This window comes from Candidatus Pelagibacter sp. HIMB1542, from assembly GCF_052047835.1.
Taxonomy (GTDB): Bacteria; Pseudomonadota; Alphaproteobacteria; order Pelagibacterales; family Pelagibacteraceae; genus Pelagibacter.
On sequence record NZ_JBNAJB010000001.1, the window covers coordinates 419,578 to 445,025 of the forward strand.

Sequence of the window (25,448 nt, forward strand, 5' to 3'; positions counted from 1 at the left end):
TAACTCTATAACTATAAAGCCAATGAATGGCAAGGATTAATTATTTAGATAATCTATGGCTCCCTGCAGAATAAAAGCTGCCGCGTTCTGATCTATATTCTTTTCTCTCTTAGATACATTTACATCTAATTGGCTTGATAAATTAAAAGCCCCAACAGTTGATAGTCTTTCATCCCAAAGACATACATCAACATCTATCTCTTTATCTATATTTTTAGACACATCATTGACTGACTGTGCTGAAGAGCCAGAAGATCCATCCATATTTAAAGGATAACCAATGATAATTGCCTTGACATCATTCTCTTGAATAATGTTTTTTAGCTCCATAATTAATTCATTATTTTTTGATTTATGTATAGTTTTATAAGGGGTAGCAATTAATTGCTTTTCGTCACAAATTGATACACCAATTCTTTTTGAGCCTAGATCTAAACCTATCAAACGACATTTTTCTGACTGTTTTTTTTTAAATTCTTCTATTGTGATCATGTTGTATATTTTAAACTATAGTGATAGTTTGCGTCATATTTAAATATCATATGAGCATCGATCTTAAAACCATAAAGCATATATCTAAATTATCAAGAATTTCAGTAGATGAGAAAAAAGCTGAAAAACTTGCTATTGATTTGAATTCAATTTTTGATTTCATTGAAAAACTCAATGAACTTAAAACTGAAAATGTTGAACCACTTACATCAGTGGCTGAAACGACTTTAAAATTAAGACCTGATGAAGTTAAAAGTAAAAATTTAAGGGAACAAATAATAAAAAATTCTCCAAAAGATAATGATGATTATTTTGTTGTACCAAAAGTTATAGAATAATGTCTGATATAACCAAACAAACACTTTCTGAATTAGTTAATAATATTAGAGAAAAAAAACTCTCTTCTTCAGAAGTTACTAGTGCTTTTGTTGATAGATCAGAAAAATCAAAAGAATTAAACACTTATATTACTGAAGATTTTAGTAATGCTTTAGACAAAGCTAAAAAATTTGATGACAAACCAAATTTGGATTTAAAATTACCAGGAATACCAATGGCTGTAAAAGATTTATTTTGTACAGCTAATGTAAGAACAACAGCTGGTAGCAAAATATTAAACAATTTTGTACCCACTTATGAGTCTACTGTTACTCAGAATATCTGGAATGAGGGAGCAATTCTTATTGGTAAATTAAATTGTGATGAATTTGCAATGGGATCATCAAATGAAACAAGTTTTTTTGGCAATGTTCAAAATCCGATTGATAAAAATTTAGTTCCAGGTGGTTCATCTGGTGGTTCATCTTCTGCTGTAGCAGCACAATTAACTCCAATTACAATTGGAACTGATACAGGTGGATCTATTAGACAACCGGCGTCATTTACAGGTACAGTGGGTTTAAAACCAACTTATGGTAGTTGTTCAAGATACGGAATAGTTGCTTTTGCATCTTCTCTTGATCAAGCTGGTCCAATGGCTCAAAATGTTCAAGATTGTGCTTTGTTGCAAGAGGTAATTAGCTCATACGATCAAAAAGACTCAACTTCTATTGATTTTAAAAGAAACCAGTACAGCAAAGAATTAACAAAAGACATTAAAGGAAAAAAAATAGGTATACCAAAAGAATATAGAATTGATGGAATGCCAAAAGAAATTGATGATCTTTGGCAGAAAGGTATTGAGTATGCTAAAGATTGTGGTGCGGAAATAATTGATATTTCTCTTCCACACACAAATTATGCTTTACCAACTTACTATATAGTGGCACCAGCTGAAGCATCTTCTAATCTTGCAAGATATGATGGTGTCAAATATGGCTTTAGAGCTGATGGAGAAAACCTTATTGATATGTATGAAAAAACTAGATCAGAGGGATTTGGAGCCGAAGTTCAAAGAAGAATAATGATAGGCACATATGTTTTATCTTCAGGTTATTACGATGCATATTATTTGAAAGCTCAAAAAGTTAGAAAACTAATTAAAAATGATTTTGATGAAGCGTACAAAAAAGTAGATGCAATAATAACTCCATCAACGCCAAGTTCTGCTTTTAAAATTGGTGAAAAAACAAATGACCCAGTTTCAATGTACTTAAACGATATTTTTACTGTTCCTGTAAATTTAGCAGGTTTACCAGGAATTTCTATTCCAGCTGGTCATGACAGCAAAGGCTACCCTTTAGGTTTACAAATTATTGGAAAAGCATTTGATGAACAAAATATCTTAAACATTGCTTATGCAATGGAAGAAAAAATTAATTATAAAAATAAAATTACTGATTGGTGGATTAAGTGAGTAAAGAAAAGTCAGAATATTTAATTAATAGAAATGACAATCAATACGAAGTTGTCATTGGTTTAGAGGTTCATGCTCAAGTACTTTCCCAATCAAAGTTATTTTCTACGTCAGCTACTAAATTTGGCGCTGAACCAAACACTCAGGTAAGTTTAGTAGACGCTGCTTTTCCTGGAATGCTTCCAGTGATTAATGAATTTTGTGTTAAGCAAGCAATTAAAACTGGAATAGGATTAAAAGCTAAAATTAACAAAAGATCAGTATTCGATAGAAAAAATTATTTTTATGCTGATTTACCACAAGGATACCAAATCTCTCAATTTAAGGACCCAATAGTTGGTGAAGGTAAAGTTATTTTAGATATGCCAGATGGTCAAAAAGAGGTTGGTATTGAAAGATTACACTTAGAACAAGATGCGGGTAAAAGTATCCATGATTTAGATCCAAAAAACACCTTTGTTGATTTAAATAGGTCAGGAGTAGCTTTAATGGAAATTGTCAGCAAGCCTGATTTAAGATCGCCAGATGAAGTTAATGCATATATCAAGAAATTAAGATCAATTATGCGTTATTTAGGAACTTGTGATGGTAATATGCAGGAAGGATCTTTGAGAGCAGATGTTAATGTTTCTGTAAGAAAAAAAGGAACAAAAGATTTTGGTACTAGATGTGAAATTAAAAACGTTAATTCTATTAAATTCATGCAAATGGCTATTGAATATGAAGCAAATAGACAAGTTGATTTAATTGAAGATGGACAATCTGTTGATCAAGAAACAAGACTTTTTGATACTAAAAAAAATGAAACAAGATCCATGAGATCAAAAGAGGATGCTCATGATTATAGATATTTTCCAGACCCTGATTTATTACCATTAGAAGTTTCTGATGAATTCATAAATCATTTGCAATCAGAAATTCCAGAGTTACCTGATGAAAAGAAAAAGAGATTTATAGATCAATTTAAATTAACTCCATATGAAGCAAATATCATGGTTTCAGATATAGAAACCTCAAATTATTTTGAAGATGTTGTTAAAAAATCTGACGTTAAATTAGCAACAAACTGGATCATAGGTGAATTATTTGCTGCACTTAATGAAAAAAATTTAGAAATAACCGACAGTCCAATTAGTGCCGGTAATTTATCAAAATTAATTAATTTAATTAAGGATGGGACAATTTCTGGAAAAATTGCAAAAACTGTTTTTGAACAAATGATGGAAGGGGACAAGGATCCTAAAAAAATTGTTGAAGAAAAAGGTTTAAAACAAGAAAGCGATCCAAAAGCTTTAGAGGCTTTAATTGATAAAGTTATTGATAGTAATAGAGATAAAGCTACTGAATATAAATCTGGTAAAGTTAAATTATTTGGCTTCTTTGTTGGACAAGTAATGAAAGTTTCAGGTGGAAAAGCTAACCCTCAACTAGTAAATGAGATTTTAAAGAAAAAACTTTAGGTTCATGGGCTCAGACCTAAAAATTAGCAACAAAATTCAAGAGTACATTTTAAATAATGGACTAGATCTTCATCCAGTTCAAAAAGAGATTATTTCTTATAATGAGTCTCTGGGAGATATTAAAAGGATGCAAATATCTATCTCACAATCTCAATTTTTACACATAATAGTAAAAACATCTAATGTTAAAAAAATACTAGAGATCGGAACTTTTACTGGCTTAAGTGCTTTGTCAATGTCTCTTGCTTTACCAGAAGATGGTAGAATTATTGCTTTGGACAAAAATCAAGAAACTAACAAAATTGCAATAAAATTTTTTGAAAAAGCAAAACAAGGTCATAAAATTCAAACAATAATTAAACCTGCTTTAGAAAGTTTGAGCGAAATAAAAGAAAATGATTTTGATTTAATTTTTATTGATGCTGATAAGAAAAATTATAAAGAATATTATGAAAAATCTTTAATTTTATTAAAGAAAAATGGCTTAATAATAATTGATAATGTTCTATGGTATGGACAAGTTGTCGATGAAAATAGTGATGATAAAATCACTTTAACAATCAAAGATTTTAATAATCATGTTTCTAAAGATAAAAGAGTTGAAAAAATTATAGTTCCATTAGGTGATGGTATGACAGTTTGTAGAAAATTATAATGTTTGATGTTTTTGGATTTTATAAGTTTATTAAAATTTCTTATTTAAAGAAAAATAAAAAAATACTTCAAAATCAATTATTAAATAAAAACATACGTGGAACAATTATCATTTCCAACGAAGGTTTAAATGGAACAATTTCTGGAAAAAATAAAGATATTAAACTGATCAAGGATTGTTTACACAAATTATTTAAATTTGAAAAATTTGATAGTATTAATAATTCAAAAAGCACTTTTCAGCCGTTTCATAAACCAAAAGTAAAAATTAAAGGAGAAGTGGTTCCAATGAATTTAAGTTTAAAAAAGAGAATTAAAAAAAAAGATAGTCATGTTAACCCTCAAAAATGGAACTCATTAATTAAAGATAAAAAAACAGTTTTAATTGATGCGAGAAAACCTTTTGAATATAAAGTTGGAACTTTTAAAGGTTCAATTAATCCAGATGTAGATAATTTTCGAGATTTTCCAAAATATCTTAAAAAATTAAAAAAAAATCAACCTATTGCTATGTTTTGTACTGGAGGTATTAGGTGCGAAAAAGCGTCAGTCTTTTTGGAAAATAAAGGCTACAATAATGTCTACCAATTAAAGGGTGGTATTTTAAACTATTTAAAAAAAACAGACCCAAAAAAAAGTTTATGGAAAGGTGAGTGCTTCGTCTTTGACAATAGAATTAGTTTAAAGCATGGTTTGAAAATAGGTTCTTACTCAATGTGTAGTGGTTGTAGAAAACCTATTTCCTTAAAAGATAAAAAATCTAAAAAATATGAAGAAGGGGTTTCTTGTCCAAATTGTCACGATAATTTAACAAATGATCAAAAATCGAGATTTAGAATGAGACAAAAACAAATTAACCTTGCCAAAAAAACTGGAAAAAGTCATATCTTTCAAAAAGAATATTAAAATATTTTTAGTTTAAAGAAATGAATTTATTAAAAGATGACGTCTCTCAACTTATAAAAAAACTTGCAATACCAGCAAGTGTTGGGACATTATTTCAAACATTATACACTTTAGTTGATACTTTTTATGCTGGGAAAATTTCACCTGAAGCTTTATCTGCATTAAGTAAATCCTTTCCAATCTACTTTCTAATTATTGCCACGTCTATTGGTGTCACTGTTGCTGGGACTTCATTAATTGGAAGTAGTATTGGGGAAAAAAACGAAAAAAATGTATTAGGTTATTTTACAAATATCATTCTTTATTCAGTAATAATTTCAATAATTGTGTCAATAATTGGTTTTAGTTTCTCTGAAAAATTATTTTTAACTATGAATTCATCAAGAGAGGTAATTACTCTTGGACTTGAGTATACTAATGTAATATTTTATGGAACTATTCTCTTTATTCTAGTTGTTGCTTTAAACTCATTTCTTCATGCTGAGGGAGATACAGTCACATATAGAAATGCTCTTATATTATCCTTTTTTTTAAACATTTTATTAAATCCAATATTTATATTTGGATTTTTATTTATCCCAGCTTTTGGTGTTGCGGGTATAGGTTATGCAACTTTGATTGCCCAATTTCTTTCTCTAATAATCGTTTTAATTAAATTGTTAAAAAATAAACGTATTAAAGAGATAACTTTTCAAAATTTTAAGATCAAATTCTTCTACATTAAAAACATTTTCTTCCAATCAATTCCAATTACAATAGCTATTCTTGGTTACTCAATTGCTGCAACAATTGTATTTACTTATGTTGCATTTACAGGAGAATATGCTGTAGCAGGTTATGGAGCAGCAACAAGGATAGAACAGGTTGTCTTGTTGCCTGTATTGGGGATCAATACAGCAATAATATCAATTATTGCACAGAATATAGGTGCGAAATATTATGATAGAGTAAAGCAATCTTATTTTACATCAGTAAAATACGGCTTGATTATAATGTTAGCGTCTGGAGTATTGGTGTTTGTAACTGCAGATTTAATGCCAAAATTTTTCTCATCTAACACGGAAGTTATTGAATATGGTTCAATGTATTTAAAAATTTCTGCATTTATCTTACCAGCATACCCAATTTTTTTTCTATCAAATGGTTTTTTTATGGCTTTAAAAAAATCTGAGAAAGCAATGATTAACAATATATTAAGGAATGTTTTGGTTCCATTTTTATCTTATTATATAGCACGTTCTATTGATGCTGATTTTAAAACTTTCTTTTATATCTGGGCAATATTGCAATGGTTAATATCAATCTTACTATTCTTTTATGTTAAATATTATATTAACAATAAATTAACTACTGGTTAATGTTTTATACAAAAAAGAAATTGATAATTTTGATAATTATTTCATCTATATTTTTTATACTTACATATAACGATGTAAGATCTGAAAATATAAATAAAATATCAGGTTTTGCTAAAGTTGTTGATGGAGATACGATTAAGATCAATTCAAAAAAAATTAGATTATACGGTATTGATGCACCTGAAAAAAAACAAAAATGTAAAAAAACTTATTTAACAATATCTTTTATGTCTTTTACTAAAGATTATATGTGTGGAGAAGTATCTACTCAAAAGTTAATTAAAAAGATTAATAAACAAAAATTAAATTGTAATATTTTGGATGTTGATAGGTATAAAAGGTTAGTAGGCGAGTGTTTTAAAAGAAATATAAATTTAAATTCTTGGATGGTTTCAAATGGTTATGCAGTAGCATATAGAAAGTATTCTAAAAAATATATTTCTGATGAGATTAATGCCAAAAATAATAAATTAGGGATTTGGCAAGGTAAATTTGAAATGCCGTGGGATTATAGGCGTAAAGATTAATTTTTATAATCTTGAAGAGCTATCTTCCATCCATTCCCAAAGATGTTTAGCAAATGATCTTCTAACAAATAAATTAACGATATTTTTGTCTTTATTGTGAATAATGACGTCTATATGATTTAGCAAAGTTTGAGTTGTTGACCCTTTTTTTTCACGAAATAAATTAAAATTAAAAGGACATCCTGAAGAAAAAAGTTCATATATTTTATCACCTTTTATTTCTAATTGAACAAATTGGTCAGTTACATCGGTGACTGCTCCTAATGATGTTTTTGAAATATTGTTAAATAATATATCATTTAATTCGTATGTATTGGTTTCTTTGCTAGTAGTCTCATTTGATACAATCATCCATTCATCTGGACTTAACCATATCGCAGTAAGTTTATCACTAGATGAAGATGTATTTGCTTCTGTTGGCAAAATCATATTTAAACTTTTTCCTACATTTGTAAAAAATTCTCTTGTTTTGCCTCTTAAATTTAATTTCATTATTGGTGCAATTTCTTTTACGGAAACACCGTTGTTATTAATTTCACTATTTGTTTCTTGATTATAACTAAGCATTTAATCTTTCATTAGTTTGATCAAAAAATACTGGATTTGAAACAGTTACATTAATTGTTTTATCTTCCATAGGAATAAATAGTTTTTTACCCATCATATCTTTGCCACCTCTGACAACGGCTAGGGCTATAGACTTATTTAAATTTGGACTAAAGTAACTTGATGTAACATGACCAAGCATTTCAACAGGATTTTTATTTAGTTCAGAAACAATTTGTGCTCCTTCCTCTAGTACAACTTTAGAGTCATCTGTTAATAATCCCACCAATTGTTTTCTGTCTTCCCTCATAGTATCTGATCTGTAAAGAGATCTTTTACCAATAAAATCATATTTCTTTTTACTAACAATCCAATCCATCTGTAAATCTATTGGCGTCATTGTTCCATCTGTATCTTGGCCAACAATAATAAAACCTTTTTCAGCTCTCAGTAAGTGCATCGTTTCTGTACCATAAGGAGTAATATTAAATTCTTTACCAGCCTCTATACATTTCTCCCACAGATCTTTTCCATAACTTGCTTGCACGTTAATTTCAAAACTTTGCTCACCTGTGAAACTTATTCTCATAATTCTGCAAACAATACTTCCAATTTTTGCTTCTTTAAAAGACATGTGTGGAAAATTTTCATCAGACAAATCTAAATCAGGAATAATTTTTTTAAGAATTTTTTTACTATTAGGGCCACACAAACTCACAGTAGCAAATTGATCTGTAACTGAAGTTAAATACACATCTAATTCTGGCCATTCAGTTTGAAGATAATCCTCTAATTTTCCAAGAACGTTTGCTGCACCACCAGTTGTTGTTGTCATTAGATAGTGATTTTCATCTAATCGTGTCGTAACACCATCGTCATATACCATACCATCTTCATTTAACATTAAACCATATCTACATTTGCCAATACCAAGTTTTGACCATGCGTTTGTATAAGCTCTATTTAAAAACTCTGAGGCATCACTTCCTTGTATATCAATCTTACCAAGTGTGGACGCATCCAATATTCCTGAACTTTCTCTTGCAGCTTTGCTTTCTCTTTGAACTGCTTGGTGCATAGTTTCACCATTGATAGGGTAGTACCAAGCTCTTTTCCATTGACCAACATTTTCAAATTCTGCTTTTTGTTCAACATGCCAATCATTCATAGGCGTTCTTCTAAAAATATCAAAAAACTTACCAACATTACGTCCTACAATTGTTCCAAATGTTAAAGGAGTGTATGGAGGTCTAAAAGTAGTCGTTCCAAGTTCTCCCATCTTAACACCTGCTGTATCTGCTATTATTCCCAAAGCGTGCATATTTCCTAATTTTCCTTGATCAGTTCCCATCCCAGTTGTTGTATATCTTTTGACATGTTCAATAGATCTGAAACCCTCTCTTAGAGCTAATTTTATATCCTTTGCAGTTGCATCATTTTGATAATCAACAAAAGGCCTAGTTTTGCCTAAAGCTTTATCAGACGGTAATAACCATATGTTTCTTTTTGAAATCTCTTGGTCATTATTAACAGTAATATTTTCGAAATCTGTTTTATTTATATCTAAAAAATCTTTTAGTTTTTCATTTAAGCTTTTAAGTATTTCATCAAGCTTAAAATCACCGCAGCAAGATCCAACACTTATTTGATCTGAATTATTTTTATTTGGAATAAATATTTTTTTGTCCTCATCAAAAGCAAGTTTGCTACCTGACTGAGTATATAGATGAACAGCTGGAGTCCATCCACCAGCAACCCCTAAACAATCGCATGAAATAGAAATTTTATTTCCAGTTACTGAAGTTCCATCATTTGATAGTTTCATTATTGAGACATTGTTTAATCTTTTATAACCAGAGGTATCAACAACTGTATGTTCCCAGTATATTTTTATACCTGCATGAATAACTCTTTTTTCTAAATTTGTTTCGGATTGCTTTCTAATATCAACTATTGCTTCAACTTTGATACCTTTATCGTTTAATGAAAGTGCACTTTCATATGCACTGTCATTATTTGTAAAAAATACAATCTTACTACCACAGGCTACACCATAAAAATCACTATATTTTTTAATTGCAGAAGAAAGCATTATTCCAGGTCTATCATTATTATTAAATACCATCGGTCTTTCCAAAGCACCTGTTGCCAAAATTACCTTCTTTGCTCTTATTTTAAGTAACCTTTGTCTAATTTTATTTGTCTTATCTTTTTTTTCTAAATGATCTGTTAAGTTCTCTCTTGCAAGCAAATAATTATATTGATGGTAGGCAGCAACACTTGTTCTAGTTTTTATCTCTAAATTTTTAATATTTTTAAGTTCTTCAATTTCTTTTTTTAACCATTCAGATGAAATTTTATTATCAATTTTATTACTTTCATTGTTTTCATAAATAGTTGATCCTCCTAATTCATTTTTTTCATCTAAAAGTAAAGTTTTGTAATTATTCTTCGCAGCATTTTTAGCTGCTAGAATTCCAGATATACCTGCGCCAACTACAAGAACATCACAATGAATATTTCTGTGATCGTAAATGTCAGGATCTTTTAACGTTGGTGATTTTCCTAATCCTGCCGAGTGTCTTATAAAGTATTCATATTTTTCCCAGAAGCTTGCAGGCCACATAAATGTTTTGTAATAAAATCCTGCTGGAAGTAGGGGTGATAAAAAATTATTTATTCCACCAATATCAAAGTTTACACTTGGCCAGCAATTTTGACTTGATGCCTCCATTCCTTCATATATTTCAACTTCAGTTGCCCTAACATTTGGTTCAGTTCTATTAGTATTTGGATTAATTTGAACAATTGCATTGGGCTCCTCAGAACCTGAAGTCATTATACCTCTTGGTCTATGGTATTTAAAACTTCTACCTACTAAATGAACATTATTTGCCAATAAAGCAGAAGCAAGTGTGTCTCCTTTAAATCCATAATAAGTCGTACCATTAAATTTAAACGAAACTCTTGTTGTTTCATCAATATATTGACTAGATTTAACTCTTAAATTTACTGACATTTGTTTTATATTGAAGGGGGTTTTTCTCCCATTTTATAGATTGCTTTAATCTCATCATTCGAAGTGTCTCTAATCATATTAAACCATTTACGACAACCATGAGCATGGTTCCATCTTTCATATTGAACACCTTTAATATTTTTTCTCATAAATAAATATTCTGCCCATTCATCATCGCTAAGTTCTGTTGGTTGTTTTGGTCTTTCAATATGAGCTTCACCACCAGCTTTAAATTCTTGCTGATCTCTCTCACCACAATATGGACAATTAATAACAAACATTAGTGAGCAACTGCTGCAGCGCCATGTTCATCAACAAGGTCTCCACTTACAAATCTATTTAAATTAAATGCTGCGTTGAGTTTGTGTGGCTCATCATTAGCAATTGTGTGTGCAAACAAATCTCCTGATCCAGGTGTAGCTTTAAAACCCCCTGTACCCCAACCACAATTAAAATAAAGTCCCTTGATGGAAGTTTTACTTAATATTGGACTTGCATCAGGACATATATCAACAATTCCTCCCCATTGTCTTAACATTCTCATACGACTAAAAATTGGATACAATTCTAAAATAGCATTTAGAGTACCTTCAACTATTTGATGACTTCCTTTCTGAGTGTATGAAACATAGTCATCTGTTCCAGCGCCAATAACTAATTCACCCTTATCAGATTGACTTACATAAGCGTGTACAGCGTTTGACATAACAACTGTATCAATAATTGGTTTCACCGGTTCTGATACTAGTGCTTGAAGAGGTTTGCTTTCTAGAGGAAGTTTTATTCCAGCCATATTAGCAATCACACTTGAATGTCCAGCTGCCACAACTCCAATTTTTTTTGTTTTAATAAATCCTTTTGTTGTTTCTAGACCTTCAACACTATCACCATTTCTTTTTATACCTTTTACTTCACAATTTTGAATTATATCAACGCCCATTTCATCAGCACCTCTAGCATAACCCCAGGCAACTGCATCATGTCTTGCAGTACCAGCTCTTCTTTGTAATGTACCACCAAGTACAGGATATCTTATATCTTGAGATGTATTTATAATTGGACAAAACTTTTTAACTTCTTCTGTACTCAAATAAACGGCATCAATGCCATTTAGTCTATTTGCGTGTGTTCTTCTTTTTAAATCTCTTACATCTTGCAAATTATGAGCAAGATTCATTACACCTCTTTGACTAAACATTACATTGTAGTTTAACTCTTGAGATAATCCTTCCCAAATTTTTAACGCGTGATCATAAAGTCCAGCACTGGCGTCCCATAAATAATTAGATCTAATAATTGTAGTGTTACGACCAGTGTTTCCTCCACCAATCCATCCTTTTTCAACAACGGCAATATTTTTCATATTGTGTTTTTTTGCTAAATAGTATGCTGTTGCTAGGCCGTGACCACCTCCACCAACTATAACAGCATCATACTCTTTTTTTGGAGCAGGGTCTTTCCATGCTCTTTGCCAATTCTCATGATATGAAAGAGCGTTTTTGATTAATGAAAATACTGAGTATTTATTTCCCATAATAATTGAATAATTACTTTATAAATATTGAATTTTCAATAAAATCACTTATTACACAATGTCATACGGAGAGATGGGTGAGAGGCTGAAACCAGTCGTTTGCTAAATGACCGTGCGAGGAAACTTGTACCGAGGGTTCGAATCCCTCTCTCTCCGCCACTAATATAAAGGCTGGTCTTTAAAAAAATCTTTCATTACTATTGGATTTTGTTCCAGCACATATCTGTACACATTGTAATTTTCCAATACACGTTGAACATAATTTCTAGTCTCTCTAAATTTAATCAGCTCAACCCAATCAACATAATTTATTTGTTTTTTTTGTGGATCCTTATTTAATTTTTTCCAATATTTAACTCTATTTGGGCCAGCATTGTACGCAGCTATTGCAAATGGATATGCTCCATCATATTGCTGAATTAAACCAGCAATATAATGAGACCCTAAATTTATATTGTACTCTGGATCGGTTGTTAATCGAGATTTTGCATAAGGAAGCTTTGCTTGTTTAGCAACTAATTTTGCTGTGTAAGGCATTAATTGCATTAAACCTTTTGCACCCGCATGACTATTTGCTTTTAAATCAAATTCACTTTCTTGTCTTATAATTGATAAAATCAATGCACTTTCAGGAATCTTTCTTCCATTAATGTATTTAGGTGTGCTTATTAATGGATAATTATATTTGTTATGAAATCTTTTTTGATAAGAGGCAATTTTTGATACTTGTATTGCAAAATCATATCTACTGATACTTGTAGCAAGTTCAGCAGCTAAAAGTTCACTGCCTTCAGAAACGTTATCATTAGCAAGATGTCTTAAGATGAATTTTGTATACTTGTCTTTATCTAACTCATGTAAAAGATGTGTAATTTTTACTAATTCTTTATTAAAAAAAGCTTTTCTATATTCATCTTCAACCAACATTGTTTTATCAAGTTCAAATTTTCCATTAGGATTAATTTTTAAAAACGCTAGTTGTCCATAATATGTAGTTAAATATTTTGTAGCCTCTTTATACCATTTTTCCGATTGATTCTTATCGTTTAGTTTTTCATATGATCTACCTAACCAATATGCGCCCCTAGAAACACTTATTGGATAATTAACATTATCAAAAAAGTTTTTAAAATGATCTTTAGCAAGAAGTGGATCATTTAAAAAACTTAGTGCTATCCAACCACTCATCCATTCTGCCTCTGCAAATTCAGACCCTTCAGACATTCCGTGATTGCTACTAATTTTATAAGCTAGTTCATATTGTTTTTTATAAATTAACTTTCGAGAAATAATTTCTCTTTCTTTCCACCATTTGTCAGGTCTAACCAAATAATCTTTATCATTTCTTATCTTGAGCAAAATTTCAGTAGAAGACTCCAATCTTCCTTTTTTTCTTCTCCACTTCAAACGATCATAGTTTAATCCAGCATCATTTTTAAATTTATTTGGTACATTTTTGATTGCTTGATCTACTCCGTATCCCTTGGTCATCAAAATATGTCTTGCAGTATAGAGCAATTCATAGTCTTTAGGTAAATATCTGATTAATCTTTTTAAATCCCAATGATCACTATTCCATGCTAGATGATCAGCTCTTTTAATATAGTCATTTGCATCAAGATATTTTTTGTATTTTTTTCTGAAAAATCTTAACTCACTTTTTGATAAATCTGCGGAAATCCATCCATTTTTAATCAGAGCAATACCTTTTGCTTTATCTCCTGACAAAATATGACTTTCACCTAAAATCATTTTGCCATATCCACTTAAAGGTTCATTTTTTGAAAACCAATTGATTATTTTTCTTGGAGAAACTTTTTCCGTCGAAAGTTTATGCTCAGCCAAATATTTCAGTCTATCTATTCTTGGATAATCTGAATTTTCCTCGATAAAGACTTGGTAATCAAAAAATGACTCTTGATTACCTGTTGTTAATAAATGTCGCCACTTTATAAAATTATATATAGATCTATCTTTAGCTTTTTTTGAGATTTTAATTGCAGATTTCCACTGGCTCTTTTGCATTTCCCCAATAGCTTTTTTTGCAATGCCAAAATCTTTTTTATTATAAAATTTAGAAATTTTTACTGTTCCTGAATTGATTAACCCGCTTATAACTGGCTTTTTTTTAGGTAAAAGAAAACTAAGTTTAGTTTCTTTTTTAGTTACCTTTTTCTCAACTTTAACTTTTGACGGTTTTTTTAGAGGTTTAATTGTATTTAATATTATTTTTTTGTTTAATTCTTCAGAGGATAGCGATGGTTTTTTTAAAGGTACAATCTGTGCCCAACTGAAATTAAAGCTAATCAAGGAAGTTATTATTAAAAATAATAATTTTTTAATCATAATCTTTTGGTATATGAATCTTTAAACTATGTTATAAGTATTTATGTTCAAAGGATCAAATGTTGCTTTAATTACGCCGTTTAAAAACAATCTCTTAGATGAGGAGGCATATATTAAATTAATACATTTTCATATTGAAAATGGAACTAGTGGGCTTGTACCTGCTGGCACAACAGGAGAATCTCCAACTTTAAGTCATGATGAACATCAAAAAGTAATTGATCTCTGCATAAAAGAAAGTAATGGAAAAATTCCAGTTATAGCTGGAACAGGTTCAAATTCTACTGAGGAAGCTATTTCTTTAACTTCACACGCTGAAAAGGCAGGTGCAAATGGTGCTCTAATCGTAACACCTTATTATAATAAACCTACCCAAGAAGGTTTGTACCAGCATTATAAAGCTATAAATGACAATTGCGGGATACCAATAATAATTTACAATATACCAGGTAGATCAGTTATTGATATGAATGTTTATACAATGGCAAGACTGTTCGAGTTAAAAAATATAGTTGGTGTAAAAGATGCTACTGGAGATTTGGATAGGGTTGATCAACAGTTATCAAAAATGGGTAAAGAATTTGTTCAATTGACTGGTAATGATGACAATGCGCTAGAATTTAATAAAAGAGGTGGAGTAGGCGCAATAAGTGTAACAGCAAACATAGCACCAAAACTTTGTTCAGATTTTCAAAAATTTTCTAAATCTGAAAATGATATTGGTGAAGCTGAAAAATTAGATAAAATTTTACAGCCAATTCATTATTCAATGTTTGTTGAAAGTAATCCTAGTCCAGTAAAATATGCTGCTAAATTATTAAATCTATGCGAAGATGATGTTAGATTACCTCTGGTAAAAGTTACTGAACAAACTAAGGAAATTGTTAAAAAGTCTCTTCAGTCAGCAAAATTGATTTAATGAACAAAAAAACCAATTCTGGTTTAAAAATAATTTGTTTAAATAGGAAAGCTAGTTTTAATTATTTTTTTGAGGATATTTTAGAAGCAGGAATTGTTCTTAAAGGTTCTGAAATTAAATCAGTAAGAGATGGAAAAGTTAATATAGCAGACTCTTATGCAGTTGAAAAAAATGGCGAAATAATTTTAATTAATTCTCACATTTCACCTTACAAACAAGCAAGTTATTCCAATCATAATCCAACCGATGAAAGAAAGTTGCTGCTAAACAAAAGAGAAATAAACAAATTAATTGGAAAAATGCAAAGAGATGGATTTACTATTGTTCCAACAAAAATGTATTTTAAAAAAGGAAAGGCCAAAATTGAATTAGCAGTTGCTAAAGGAAAGAAGCAATACGATAAAAGAGCAACAAAAAAGAGCAGAGACTGGAACCGTGAAAAGGCAAGATATATCAGAAAATCAAGCTAAAATTGTTTACTTAGGTATTGGCTCTAATTTGGGTGATAGAAAAAAAAATATAGAAATTGCAAAATCTCATTTAAGCGAAAATAATTTGGATTTTTTATCTATCTCAAGTTTTTATGAAACACCTTCTTGGCCGGACCCCAAAAAACCTAAATTTTTTAATGTAGTTATCAAGGCAAAGTTTTGTTTTGATCCAGAAAGTCTCCTTAAAATATGTAAGAAAATTGAAATTTTATTAGGAAGAAAAAAAGGTAAAAAAAATGATCCACGTATTTGTGATATTGACATTATTGATTTTAATAAAAAGGTTTTAAAAGTAAAAAACAAATTAACTTTGCCTCATAAACTTATGCATAAAAGAAATTTTGTACTCATCCCTTTTTTTGAAATTCAAAAAGAATGGCATCATCCAATTATTAAAAAAGATATTAAAAGCTTGATTTCTTCACTCTCTGAAGCAGACATTAGGTCTATTAAACAAATTTAAATTAATGTTATAATAGGGTTATGCTAAATTCTAATGAACTAATTAATAAAGTTAAAAATTATAATAAATTTTTAAATCCTGAAAAATTAGATAAAGCTTATAATTTTGCTGTAAAGGCCCATAAGAGTCAAAAGAGAGCTTCCGGTGATCCTTACTCTGTACATCCAATTGAAGTTGCAAATATTTTAACAGAGTTAAAATTAGACAGTGCTACAATTGCCACTGGGTTATTGCATGACACTATTGAAGATACCTTTGCAACTTATGAAACAATAAAAGCTGAATTTGGTGATGAGGTTGCTGACTTAGTAGATGGTGTCACTAAAATATCTGTTTTTGAAAATACAGCTGGATCAAATTCTAAAGTAGAAAATTTTAGAAAATTAATTTTAGCAACATCAAAAGATATTAGAGTTTTGTTAGTAAAAATTGCAGACAGATTGCACAACATGAGAACGATTAAAGCAATTACTAAAGCAGAAAAAAGACAAAGGATTGCTCAAGAAACAATGGAAATTTATGCTCCATTGGCAGACAGAATGGGTATGCACAGAATACGTGATGAGCTTGAAGATTTATCGTTTGAAATTTTAAATTACGATGCAAGAAAATTAATAAAAAAAAGACTTGATGAAATAAAATTAGATAGAAAAGATATTTTTGAAGAACAATCATATGAACTCAGTGAAATATTGAATGATCACGAAATTAATGCTGAAATTTATGGAAGAGAAAAAACTCCATTTTCAATATGGAGAAAAGTTCAAAAAAAAAGAGTTTCATTAGAGCAGATAACAGACATCATTGGCTTTAGAATTATATTAGATACTATTGATGACTGTTATAAAACTCTTGGTATATTTCATAAGAAATGGAACTGTATTCCTGGTAAATTTAAAGATTACATCTCTTCGCCTAAAATAAATGGATATAAGTCAATTCATACTTCAGTTATTGGTTCAAATAAAAAGCCTATAGAGATTCAAATTAGAACAAAAAAAATGCATGACTTTGCACAAAGAGGTGTTGCATCGCATTGGCAATATAAATCCTCTGAAAAATTTAATTCATTAAGTTGGAAAGAGTATGATTGGTTAAAAGATTTGGTGGAGATTATTGAAAAAAATGAAAATCCTGAGGACTCGTATGAGTATACAAAGCTTCAAATGTTTCAGGAAAATGTCTTTTGCTTCACACCAAAAGGATCTGTAATTAAATTACCAAAAGATGCAACAGCAATTGATTTTGCTTATGCTGTTCACACTAAAATCGGTAATTCCGCAATTGGTTGTGAAGTAAATGGAAATAACTGTGAATTACAAACAATATTAAGAAATGGTGATAGGGTTAACATTTTAACATCTAAAAATAGTTCACCATCTCTGCATTGGATACCTACCACCAAAACAGGTAAAGCAAGAGCTGCTATTAGAAGATATTGGCATGACAAAGGTGAACAAAAAGAGGAAAAAACAAAAAAATATAACACTACACTTTGGATTTCATTACCTGATAAACCTGGTCAACTTGGTGATATCAGTTCTTTAATTGGAAGTCATAAACTTAACATTTCTAATTTAGAGATGGCGGGTAAAAATCCAAATTATATTAATTTTAAATTTAGATTAATAATCAGAAATCTTAAGAATTTTACAAATTTTATTGCAGAGCTAAAGCAAAAAGGTATAAAATTTAAGATAATTAGACACGAAGAAAAAAGAAATGCTTTCACTCAAAAAATCCTTAAATATTTTAAAAAAGACTGATGCGTTATTAGAAGGACATTTTGTTTTATCCTCAGGACTACACTCTCCAAAGTATATTCAATGTGCTAAACTTTTAAGCTTTCCTAATTTAGCTGACAAAATTTGTAAATCATTAGCAAATAAAATTAAAAAAAATTTTAAAAAAATAGATTTAATACTTGCTCCTGCAATGGGCGGTGTGATCATAGGTTATGAAATTGGTAAAATTTTAAAAAAAGAAACAATTTTTTGCGAAAGAGTGAATGGAAAATTTACTCTCAGAAGAGGTTTTAGTATAAAAAAGGAAGCAAGAGTTTTAATTATAGAAGATGTGATTACGACTGGTAAATCTAGTTTGGAATGCGTAAAACTTATAAAAAAATCAAATGCAAGACTTGTTGGATTTGCTTCTATAATTGACAGATCAACAAAAAAATCTCTGAAAATAAAAAATAAAATTGTTTCTCATTTAAAAATAGATGTTCCTAGCTATAACCTAAAAAATATACCTAAATCTCTAAAATCAATTCCCATTACCACCCCAGGAAGTAGATTTATTAAGTGAAAAGGCTAGGCGTAAATATAGATCATATTGCAACACTGCGTAATGCACGTGGTGAAAAACATCCCAATCCAGTTTTTGCAGCAAAAGAAGCTATAAAGTTGGGTGCAGATTCAGTAACTATTCATTTGAGAGAAGATAGAAGGCACATAAATGATTTAGATACTAAAGAGATTTGTTCTTTGAATAAAGTGTTAGTGAATCTTGAAGTCTCAATGAATAGTGAAATAATTAAAAAAGCTTTAAGATATAAACCAAATTACATTTGTATTGTTCCAGAAAATAGAAAAGAAATAACTACAGAAGGTGGTTTAAATCTAAAAGATAATTATAAAAAATTAAAAGAAATAATTTTTAAATTTAAAAAGTCAAATATTAGAACTAGTTTATTTATCAACCCCAATTTAAATGATATTAAACTTTCAAAAAAATTAAATGTGGATTGTGTTGAAATTCACACTGGAAAACTAGCTAATTATGTTAAGTCACATAAAAGTTTTTCAAGCGAATTAAATAGAATTAAAAAATGCTCAAAACTTGCATCTAAACTAGATATAGAAGTACATGCGGGTCATGGTTTAGATTATAAAACGACTAAAATTTTAACAAAAATTAGAGAAATTGAGGAATTCAACATAGGTCATTTTATTATTGGAGAGTCGATATTTTATGGTCTACCCAAAGTAATTAAAGATTTTAAAAAAATTATTAGAAATTAATGAAAATTTTAGGTATTGGAGTTGATATAATTGAAAATAAAAGAATTAAAGAAGCTATAAAAAGTAAATCTTTTATTAACAGAGTTTATAGTGTGAGAGAACAAAGACAATCATACTTAATAAAGAATAAAGTGGCTTTTTTTTCAAAAAGATTTGCAGCAAAAGAAGCATTTTCAAAAGCTTTGGGTACTGGATTTAGAATGAAATTGAACTTTAAGGATATAGAAGTAGTTAACGATAAAATGGGCAAACCAAATTATGTTACAAACAAAAAAATCACCAAAATGATCCAAAATAAATTTAAAATTAAAAAATATAATTGTTTTCTATCCATTTCTGATGAAAAAAAATACTCAACAGCATTTGTTATCATTCAATCATAATGAAACTAGATAAAAACTTTTTTTCAGAAAATATAAAAACCTTATTTTATGCTTTGATAATCGCAGTAATAATTAGATCATTTTTAGTGCAACCCTTTTATATACCTTCTTCCTCGATGGAACCCACATTACTTGTTGGTGACAGATTATTTGTTACTAAATATTCATATGGATATAGCAAACATTCTTTCCCTTTTAGTCCGCCGATACTTAGTAAAAGAATAATGTTTAAAAGTCCTGAAAGAGGGGATGTAATTGTATTTAAAACACCGGCTGACAATAGAACAGATTATATAAAACGTTTAATTGGGCTACCAGGAGATAAAATTCAGTTTATTGATGCCAATTTATATCTAAATAGTAGCGAAATACTTAAATCTAAAATCCCAATTAAAACAAAAATTTATTGTGGAGATACCACAATAGATGTCTTAAAGTTTGAGGAAAAATTACCTAATGGTAAAAAATTTCATACAGTTTATTTAAAAAATTATACCTATCAAAATTCAGATGTTTTTACAGTTCCAGATGATCATTATTTCTTTTTAGGTGATAATAGAGATTGCTCTAAAGATAGCAGATTTCTTTCAAGCGTTGGTTATGTTCATAAAGATAACTTAGTTGGTAAGGCTCAATTTATTTTTTTTTCATCTGATAAAAAAATAGGAAGTTTTATTGAATTTTGGAAATGGCATAAATCTATAAGATTTAAAAGAACCTTTAATATTATTAATTAATGAAAATAAAATATCAAGAACTTGAAAAAAAAATAAATATAGTTTTTAAAAACAAAAATTTATTAGACCAATCTCTTACTCATAAAAGTTTTAATTCCTCTAAAAATAATGAGAAAATTGAATTTTTAGGTGATCGTGTACTAGGTCTCGTCATGGCTAAAAAATTATTAGAAATTTATCCTAATGAAAAAGAAGGAATACTTGATAAAAAATTTGCTTCACTTGTTAATAAAAAATCTTGTCTTGAAATTGCAAAATCAATTAATTTAGAAAAATATATAAAAACTTTTAATCCAAGAAATAAAAAAATAAAAATTGAAGATAAAATTATTGCAGATAGTTGTGAAGCTTTAATAGGAGCAATTTATCTAGATAAAGGTTTCAATATTGTTGAAAAATTTATTTTAAATCAGTGGGAAGCAAAAATTAGCGATAGCGTTGTCACAGAAATTGATGCCAAAACCAAGTTACAAGAACAAACATTAAAAAAATTTAAAAGTCTTCCTAAATATAAATTAATCTCAAATACAGGACCAAGACACAAACCAGTATTTAAAGTAGGAGTAAAATTACCTAATACAAAATACTTTATTGGCATTGGCAATTCCAAAAAAAATGCTGAGCAAAGTGCTGCTACAGAGTGTTTAAATAGTTTCAATAAATAATATGAATTGGTCTGATGAAGGTTTTTTGATTAGTAAAAATAGATACAATGAAAACTCCTTGATTGTAGAAATTTTCACCAAAGAGAAAGGTAAAGTATCAGGCATCATATTTGGCGGAACATCAAAAAAAATTAAAAATTATCTGCAAATTGGAAATAAGTTGCATGTTAATTATAATTCAAAAAATGAAAATAGGATTGGTTATTTTAAAGTTGAAATTTTAAATGCTTACAGCCCTCTGTTTTTTGATCATAGGCAAAAATTATCATGCTTAACTTCTGCAATGAATTTGATTAAAATTTTAACAGCAGATGCACAATCAAATGAAAAAGTTTTTTTCATAATTCAGAATTTCTTTTTAATTTTACAAGATAAAAATTGGCTAAAAAAATATATATTTTGGGAATTAGAATTACTCAAAATATTAGGTTATGATTTAGAATTAGAAAACTTAGTAGAGAAAGATACTGAAAATAACGAAACTGTTTACTATGTTTCATCATCAAATGAAAAAAAATATGTTCCAAACTTTCTTATTGAAAAAGATAAAGACGTTGAGGATATTAAAATTTTACTAAAAGGTTTAAAGTTAGTTAATGATTATTTAGATAAATCAATTTTAAAACCAAACAATATTAATTTTCCTAATAATAGATTGTTATTTCTAAATACTTTAAGGTGATTACTTTATTATTTTGTCAATTCGATCAGCGTAATAACTCACAATCGCATTTGCACCTGCTCTTTTGAAAGCCACTAAACTTTCATACACTGCATCTTTATTTACAAGTTTTTTATTTATAGCGTTTTCTATCAGACTGTACTCACCAGATACTTGATACGCAAAAACTGGGATTTTGAATTTTTCTTTAATTGATTTAATTATATCCAAATATGGCATTCCTGGTTTAACCATAACCATATCAGCTCCTTCTTTTATATCTAAAGCAACTTCTCTTAATGCTTCATCAGAATTTCTAAAATCCATTTGATATGTTTTTTTATCTCCTTTTAATGAACTTTTTGATCCCACAGCATCTCTAAAGGGACCATAAAAGCTGGATGCATATTTTGCTGCATAAGATAAAATCTGAACGTCTTGGAAATTGTTTTGATCGATTGCTTTTCTAATTTTACCAATCCTCCCATCCATCATATCTGATGGAGCTAAAACATCACAACCCATTTCAGCTTGAAGTAAAGATTGGTTTATTAAAACTTGGATTGTTTCATCATTTAAAATTTTATCAGATTTGATTAATCCGTCATGTCCATGAGAGGTATAAGGATCCAATGCAACATCACACATAATTCCAATTTGATTTTTGTATTTTTTTTTAATCATTCTTGATGCTCTACAAACAAGATTATTTTCGTTGAGTGCTTCTGATCCTAGTTCATTTTTTAATGATTTTTTTGTATTTGGGAAAAGAGCAACCATTGGAATTCCTTTGCTTATCGCTTTGTCAATAATTTGACTGATTCTATCCACTGAATACCTGTAGACGCCAGGCATCGATTTTATATGTTGTTTTTTATTTACTCCATCAATAAGAAAAATTGGAAGAATAAAATCATTAGGACTTAGGGTATTTTCCTGCACTAGTTTTCTAGTCCAAGAAGATTTTCTGTTTCTTCTTAATCTTAGGCTTGGATATTTTCCCACAATCATGTTTAAATTTACTTTATTAATGCGACAAATGTATTATACAAATAACTCTTAAATTAAGTACAAAACCATTTTAATGAGCATTGATATCACAAAAGTTGTAAACCTAAACCTAAAAAAAGAAGAAAGAATTTTAGATTTTAGTGATTTTCAAAAACAAAACTTGAAATTTGATATAAATAAACTTCAAGAGGCCTATAACCAAATTATTAAGACAAAAAAATTTGAAGATGCTGGGATAACACATTTCGGAGCAATTTCATTAACTCAAATTCCTGGTGATCCTGACTCAATCAAAGGCAATAGAGCTAGAGGTGTTTACTGGACTAAACCTGATAAAACTGGAAAAGAAGTTTCTAGAGATGTTGAAATTGATGAAGCAGCTTATTCTGAATTTATAAAAGATTATGAGAATACTTATTTTAAAGAAGTTTATGATGTTTTATCAAGCAAATATAAGTTGGGTAGAGTAAGAATTTTACTAAAAGAACCAAGATCAACTTTAAGTTGGCACAGAGATCCAGAACCAAGATTGCACATTCCAATAGTAACTAATCCTGGATGCTTAATGGTTATAGATAATGTTGCAAAACATATGCCTGCAGATGGTTCTGTGTGGGTGACTAATAACACAAAATATCATAATGCATTTAATGGTGGTGAAGAGAATAGAGTCCACCTTGTGGCTTGTGTGTTAGATTATAAATTCAATTAATTTGAAAAAAATATTTATTTCTTCAGATCATGCTGGTTTCAAACTTAAAGAAGCAATTAAAATTCATTTAGAAAAGAAAAAAATTAATTTCCAAGATTTTGGTCCTTCAAATGAGAATAGCGTTGATTACCCAGATTACGCACATAAAGTTGCAAGAAAAGTAAATTCATCTAAAAAAAATATTGGTATTTTGGTATGTGGATCAGGAACTGGAATGAATATTGCGGCAAATAAACATAAAAATGTTAGAGCCGCTCAATGCTTTAATGAAAAATCGACTAAATTATCTAGATTGCATAATGATGCAAATATCATTACATTAGGTTCTAGATTACTAACTAAAAAAAATGCATTAAAATTTATTAGCATTTTTTTAAATACAAAGTTCGAAGGTGGGAGACACTTAAAAAGAGTAAAAAAAATATAGTTAATTATGTCTAGTGAAAAAAGTTATTTAAACGATAGTTACAAGAGTTTCTTTGAAGATGGTTTATCAAGCAAGGACCCTGAATTATATAAAGCTATAAAAGACGAACTCTTAAGACAACAACAACATATAGAATTAATTGCATCAGAAAATATAGTTTCACAAGCAGTTCTTGAAGCTCAAGGATCAGTTTTAACTAATAAGTATGCCGAAGGATATCCTGGAAAAAGATACTATAATGGTTGTGAACATGTAGATGTTGCAGAAAGTCTTGCAATTGAGAGATTAAAAAAATTATTTAATTGTAAATATGCAAATGCACAACCTCACTCTGGAGCCCAAGCAAATGGAGCTGTATTTTTAGCTTTATTGAATCCTGGAGATACATTTATGGGAATGAGTTTAAATTCAGGTGGACACATAACACACGGATTAAAAATATCTATGTCAGGTAAATGGTTTAACGCTATAGGTTATGACGTTGATAAAGAGTCTGAGCTTATTGATTATGATAATGTTGAAAGATTTGCATTAGAACACAAGCCTAAATTAATAATAGCAGGCGGCAGTGCTTATTCTCGAGTAATAGATTTTAAAAGATTTAGAGAAATAGCTGACAAAGTTGGAGCCTATTTAATGGTTGATATGGCACATTTCTCAGGACTTGTGGCTGGTAAAGGTTATCCAAATCCATGTGATTATGCTCATGTTGTAACCTCAACTACACATAAAGTTTTTAGAAGTGCAAGAGGTGGAATAATATTATCTAATGACGAGGAGCTTGGTAAAAAGTTTAACACAGCTGTCTTCCCTGGTTATCAAGGTGGACCTTTGATGCATATTATTGCTGCTAAAGCTGCTGGTTTTCTAGAAGCTCTTCAACCAGAATTTCAAGATTATATAAAATCCGTTTTAGCTAATGCAAAAATCTTAGCTGAAACTTTAAAAAACAATGGATTTAAAATTTATTCAGATGGAACTGATACTCATTTAATGCTTGTTGACTTAAGACCTTTTAATGTTAAAGGAAATCTTGCAGCGGAAAGTCTATCAAGAGCTAACATAACATGTAATAAAAATGGAATACCTTTTGATACAGAGAAGCCAATGGTAACATCGGGAATTAGACTGGGCACTCAAGCGGCTACTACACGTGGGTTTGGATTAAATGAATTTAAAACTGTGGGTGAATTGATAACAAAAACTATTAAAGGTTTATCTGAAAATCCTGATGATAATAGTAAAATTGAAAACGAAGTAAGAAACGAAGTTATTAATCTAACCTCATCATTCCCAATATATAAAAATTTATAAAT

The 25,448-nt window shown here is 29.3% G+C and carries 27 protein-coding genes and 1 tRNA gene; 21 read left to right on the forward strand and 7 right to left on the reverse strand.

Features of this window, described 5'->3' with window-relative positions; translation table 11 throughout:
* Positions 1–36: 36 nt before the first annotated feature.
* The gene (gene ruvX / locus ACTTBI_RS02260) at positions 37–492 is read right to left on the reverse strand and encodes a Holliday junction resolvase RuvX (protein ID WP_440652381.1); all 456 of its coding nucleotides are present in this window, start codon (positions 490–492) and stop codon (positions 37–39) included.
* 50 nt (positions 493–542) lie between these two features.
* Between ruvX and gatC the strand changes: the two genes are divergently transcribed.
* Genes gatC through ACTTBI_RS02295 form a run of 7 tightly spaced genes read left to right on the forward strand, consistent with a single transcriptional unit; the run spans position 543 to position 7,192 of the window.
* On the forward strand, positions 543–830 hold the full coding sequence (gene gatC, locus ACTTBI_RS02265) for an Asp-tRNA(Asn)/Glu-tRNA(Gln) amidotransferase subunit GatC (protein ID WP_440652382.1): 288 nt from the start codon (positions 543–545) through the stop codon (positions 828–830).
* Positions 830–2,287 carry an Asp-tRNA(Asn)/Glu-tRNA(Gln) amidotransferase subunit GatA gene (gatA, locus tag ACTTBI_RS02270; protein ID WP_440652383.1) on the forward strand — a complete coding sequence of 486 codons (1,458 nt, stop codon included), beginning with the start codon at positions 830–832 and terminating at the stop codon, positions 2,285–2,287. Before gatC ends, gatA begins: the two co-directional genes overlap by 1 nt.
* On the forward strand, positions 2,284–3,747 hold the full coding sequence (gene gatB / locus ACTTBI_RS02275) for an Asp-tRNA(Asn)/Glu-tRNA(Gln) amidotransferase subunit GatB (protein WP_440652384.1): 1,464 nt from the start codon (positions 2,284–2,286) through the stop codon (positions 3,745–3,747). The genes gatA and gatB overlap by 4 nt, the downstream gene beginning before the upstream one ends.
* A 4-nt stretch (positions 3,748–3,751) precedes the next feature.
* Positions 3,752–4,402: an O-methyltransferase gene (locus ACTTBI_RS02280; RefSeq protein ID WP_440652385.1), complete on the forward strand. Its 651-nt coding sequence runs from the start codon at positions 3,752–3,754 to the stop codon at positions 4,400–4,402.
* Positions 4,402–5,307, forward strand: coding sequence for an oxygen-dependent tRNA uridine(34) hydroxylase TrhO (trhO, locus tag ACTTBI_RS02285; protein ID WP_440652386.1), 906 nt, complete (start codon positions 4,402–4,404; stop codon positions 5,305–5,307). Before ACTTBI_RS02280 ends, trhO begins: the two co-directional genes overlap by 1 nt.
* Before the next feature lie 20 nt (positions 5,308–5,327).
* Positions 5,328–6,665 (forward strand): MATE family efflux transporter, encoded by a 1,338-nt coding sequence (locus ACTTBI_RS02290; protein WP_440652387.1) that lies wholly within the window; start codon positions 5,328–5,330, stop codon positions 6,663–6,665.
* On the forward strand, positions 6,665–7,192 hold the full coding sequence (locus ACTTBI_RS02295; protein ID WP_440652388.1) for a thermonuclease family protein: 528 nt from the start codon (positions 6,665–6,667) through the stop codon (positions 7,190–7,192). Before ACTTBI_RS02290 ends, ACTTBI_RS02295 begins: the two co-directional genes overlap by 1 nt.
* 3 nt (positions 7,193–7,195) lie before the next feature.
* Here ACTTBI_RS02295 and ACTTBI_RS02300 read toward each other — a convergent pair whose 3' ends face one another.
* Genes ACTTBI_RS02300 through ACTTBI_RS02315 form a run of 4 tightly spaced genes read right to left on the reverse strand, consistent with a single transcriptional unit; the run spans position 7,196 to position 12,291 of the window.
* A complete protein-coding gene (locus tag ACTTBI_RS02300) occupies positions 7,196–7,759 on the reverse strand; it encodes a sarcosine oxidase subunit gamma (RefSeq protein WP_440652389.1) in 564 nt (187 codons plus the stop codon).
* Positions 7,752–10,757: a sarcosine oxidase subunit alpha family protein gene (locus ACTTBI_RS02305; RefSeq protein WP_440652390.1), complete on the reverse strand. Its 3,006-nt coding sequence runs from the start codon at positions 10,755–10,757 to the stop codon at positions 7,752–7,754. Before ACTTBI_RS02305 ends, ACTTBI_RS02300 begins: the two co-directional genes overlap by 8 nt.
* A gap of 5 nt (positions 10,758–10,762) precedes the next feature.
* Positions 10,763–11,038: a sarcosine oxidase subunit delta gene (locus ACTTBI_RS02310; protein WP_075506763.1), complete on the reverse strand. Its 276-nt coding sequence runs from the start codon at positions 11,036–11,038 to the stop codon at positions 10,763–10,765.
* Entirely contained in the window at positions 11,038–12,291 is a 1,254-nt protein-coding gene (locus tag ACTTBI_RS02315) for a sarcosine oxidase subunit beta family protein (protein WP_440652391.1), read from the reverse strand. Before ACTTBI_RS02315 ends, ACTTBI_RS02310 begins: the two co-directional genes overlap by 1 nt.
* A 67-nt stretch (positions 12,292–12,358) precedes the next feature.
* Here ACTTBI_RS02315 and ACTTBI_RS02320 point away from each other — a divergent pair.
* Positions 12,359–12,450, forward strand: a tRNA-Ser gene (locus tag ACTTBI_RS02320).
* Here ACTTBI_RS02320 and ACTTBI_RS02325 read toward each other — a convergent pair.
* A complete protein-coding gene (locus ACTTBI_RS02325; RefSeq protein ID WP_440652392.1) occupies positions 12,451–14,637 on the reverse strand; it encodes a lytic transglycosylase domain-containing protein in 2,187 nt (728 codons plus the stop codon). It abuts the tRNA gene before it with no gap.
* A 43-nt stretch (positions 14,638–14,680) separates the two neighbouring features.
* Here ACTTBI_RS02325 and dapA point away from each other — a divergent pair, with 43 nt between their 5' ends.
* Genes dapA through recO form a run of 10 tightly spaced genes read left to right on the forward strand, consistent with a single transcriptional unit; the run spans position 14,681 to position 22,003 of the window.
* Complete coding sequence (gene dapA / locus ACTTBI_RS02330) at positions 14,681–15,556, forward strand: 4-hydroxy-tetrahydrodipicolinate synthase (RefSeq protein WP_440652393.1); 876 nt, start codon at positions 14,681–14,683, stop codon at positions 15,554–15,556.
* Entirely contained in the window at positions 15,556–16,026 is a 471-nt protein-coding gene (gene smpB / locus ACTTBI_RS02335; protein WP_075506759.1) for an SsrA-binding protein SmpB, read from the forward strand. Before dapA ends, smpB begins: the two co-directional genes overlap by 1 nt.
* Positions 15,992–16,510 (forward strand): 2-amino-4-hydroxy-6-hydroxymethyldihydropteridine diphosphokinase, encoded by a 519-nt coding sequence (gene folK / locus ACTTBI_RS02340; RefSeq protein ID WP_440652394.1) that lies wholly within the window; start codon positions 15,992–15,994, stop codon positions 16,508–16,510. The genes smpB and folK overlap by 35 nt, the downstream gene beginning before the upstream one ends.
* A 20-nt stretch (positions 16,511–16,530) precedes the next feature.
* A complete protein-coding gene (locus tag ACTTBI_RS02345; protein ID WP_440652395.1) occupies positions 16,531–18,276 on the forward strand; it encodes a RelA/SpoT family protein in 1,746 nt (581 codons plus the stop codon).
* A complete protein-coding gene (gene pyrE / locus ACTTBI_RS02350) occupies positions 18,233–18,820 on the forward strand; it encodes an orotate phosphoribosyltransferase (RefSeq protein WP_440652396.1) in 588 nt (195 codons plus the stop codon). The genes ACTTBI_RS02345 and pyrE overlap by 44 nt, the downstream gene beginning before the upstream one ends.
* Positions 18,817–19,536, forward strand: coding sequence for a pyridoxine 5'-phosphate synthase (locus tag ACTTBI_RS02355; protein ID WP_440652397.1), 720 nt, complete (start codon positions 18,817–18,819; stop codon positions 19,534–19,536). Before pyrE ends, ACTTBI_RS02355 begins: the two co-directional genes overlap by 4 nt.
* Entirely contained in the window at positions 19,536–19,919 is a 384-nt protein-coding gene (gene acpS, locus ACTTBI_RS02360; RefSeq protein WP_440652398.1) for a holo-ACP synthase, read from the forward strand. Before ACTTBI_RS02355 ends, acpS begins: the two co-directional genes overlap by 1 nt.
* Entirely contained in the window at positions 19,919–20,656 is a 738-nt protein-coding gene (lepB, locus tag ACTTBI_RS02365) for a signal peptidase I (RefSeq protein WP_440652399.1), read from the forward strand. The genes acpS and lepB overlap by 1 nt, the downstream gene beginning before the upstream one ends.
* Positions 20,656–21,321 carry a ribonuclease III gene (rnc, locus tag ACTTBI_RS02370; protein ID WP_440652400.1) on the forward strand — a complete coding sequence of 222 codons (666 nt, stop codon included), beginning with the start codon at positions 20,656–20,658 and terminating at the stop codon, positions 21,319–21,321. The genes lepB and rnc overlap by 1 nt, the downstream gene beginning before the upstream one ends.
* 1 nt (position 21,322) lies before the next feature.
* A complete protein-coding gene (recO, locus tag ACTTBI_RS02375) occupies positions 21,323–22,003 on the forward strand; it encodes a DNA repair protein RecO (protein ID WP_440652401.1) in 681 nt (226 codons plus the stop codon).
* On the opposite strand, the gene hemB is transcribed toward recO, so the two are convergent.
* Positions 22,004–22,993 carry a porphobilinogen synthase gene (gene hemB / locus ACTTBI_RS02380; protein WP_440652402.1) on the reverse strand — a complete coding sequence of 330 codons (990 nt, stop codon included), beginning with the start codon at positions 22,991–22,993 and terminating at the stop codon, positions 22,004–22,006.
* 73 nt (positions 22,994–23,066) lie between these two features.
* On the opposite strand from hemB, the gene ACTTBI_RS02385 reads away from it, so the two are divergent.
* The 3 genes from ACTTBI_RS02385 to glyA are packed head-to-tail and all read left to right on the forward strand — an operon-like array spanning position 23,067 to position 25,446.
* Entirely contained in the window at positions 23,067–23,705 is a 639-nt protein-coding gene (locus tag ACTTBI_RS02385; RefSeq protein ID WP_440652403.1) for an aspartyl/asparaginyl beta-hydroxylase domain-containing protein, read from the forward strand.
* A 1-nt stretch (position 23,706) separates the two neighbouring features.
* Complete coding sequence (gene rpiB / locus ACTTBI_RS02390; protein WP_440652404.1) at positions 23,707–24,132, forward strand: ribose 5-phosphate isomerase B; 426 nt, start codon at positions 23,707–23,709, stop codon at positions 24,130–24,132.
* A gap of 6 nt (positions 24,133–24,138) precedes the next feature.
* The gene (gene glyA / locus ACTTBI_RS02395; protein WP_440652405.1) at positions 24,139–25,446 is read left to right on the forward strand and encodes a serine hydroxymethyltransferase; all 1,308 of its coding nucleotides are present in this window, start codon (positions 24,139–24,141) and stop codon (positions 25,444–25,446) included.
* Positions 25,447–25,448: the final 2 nt, after the last annotated feature.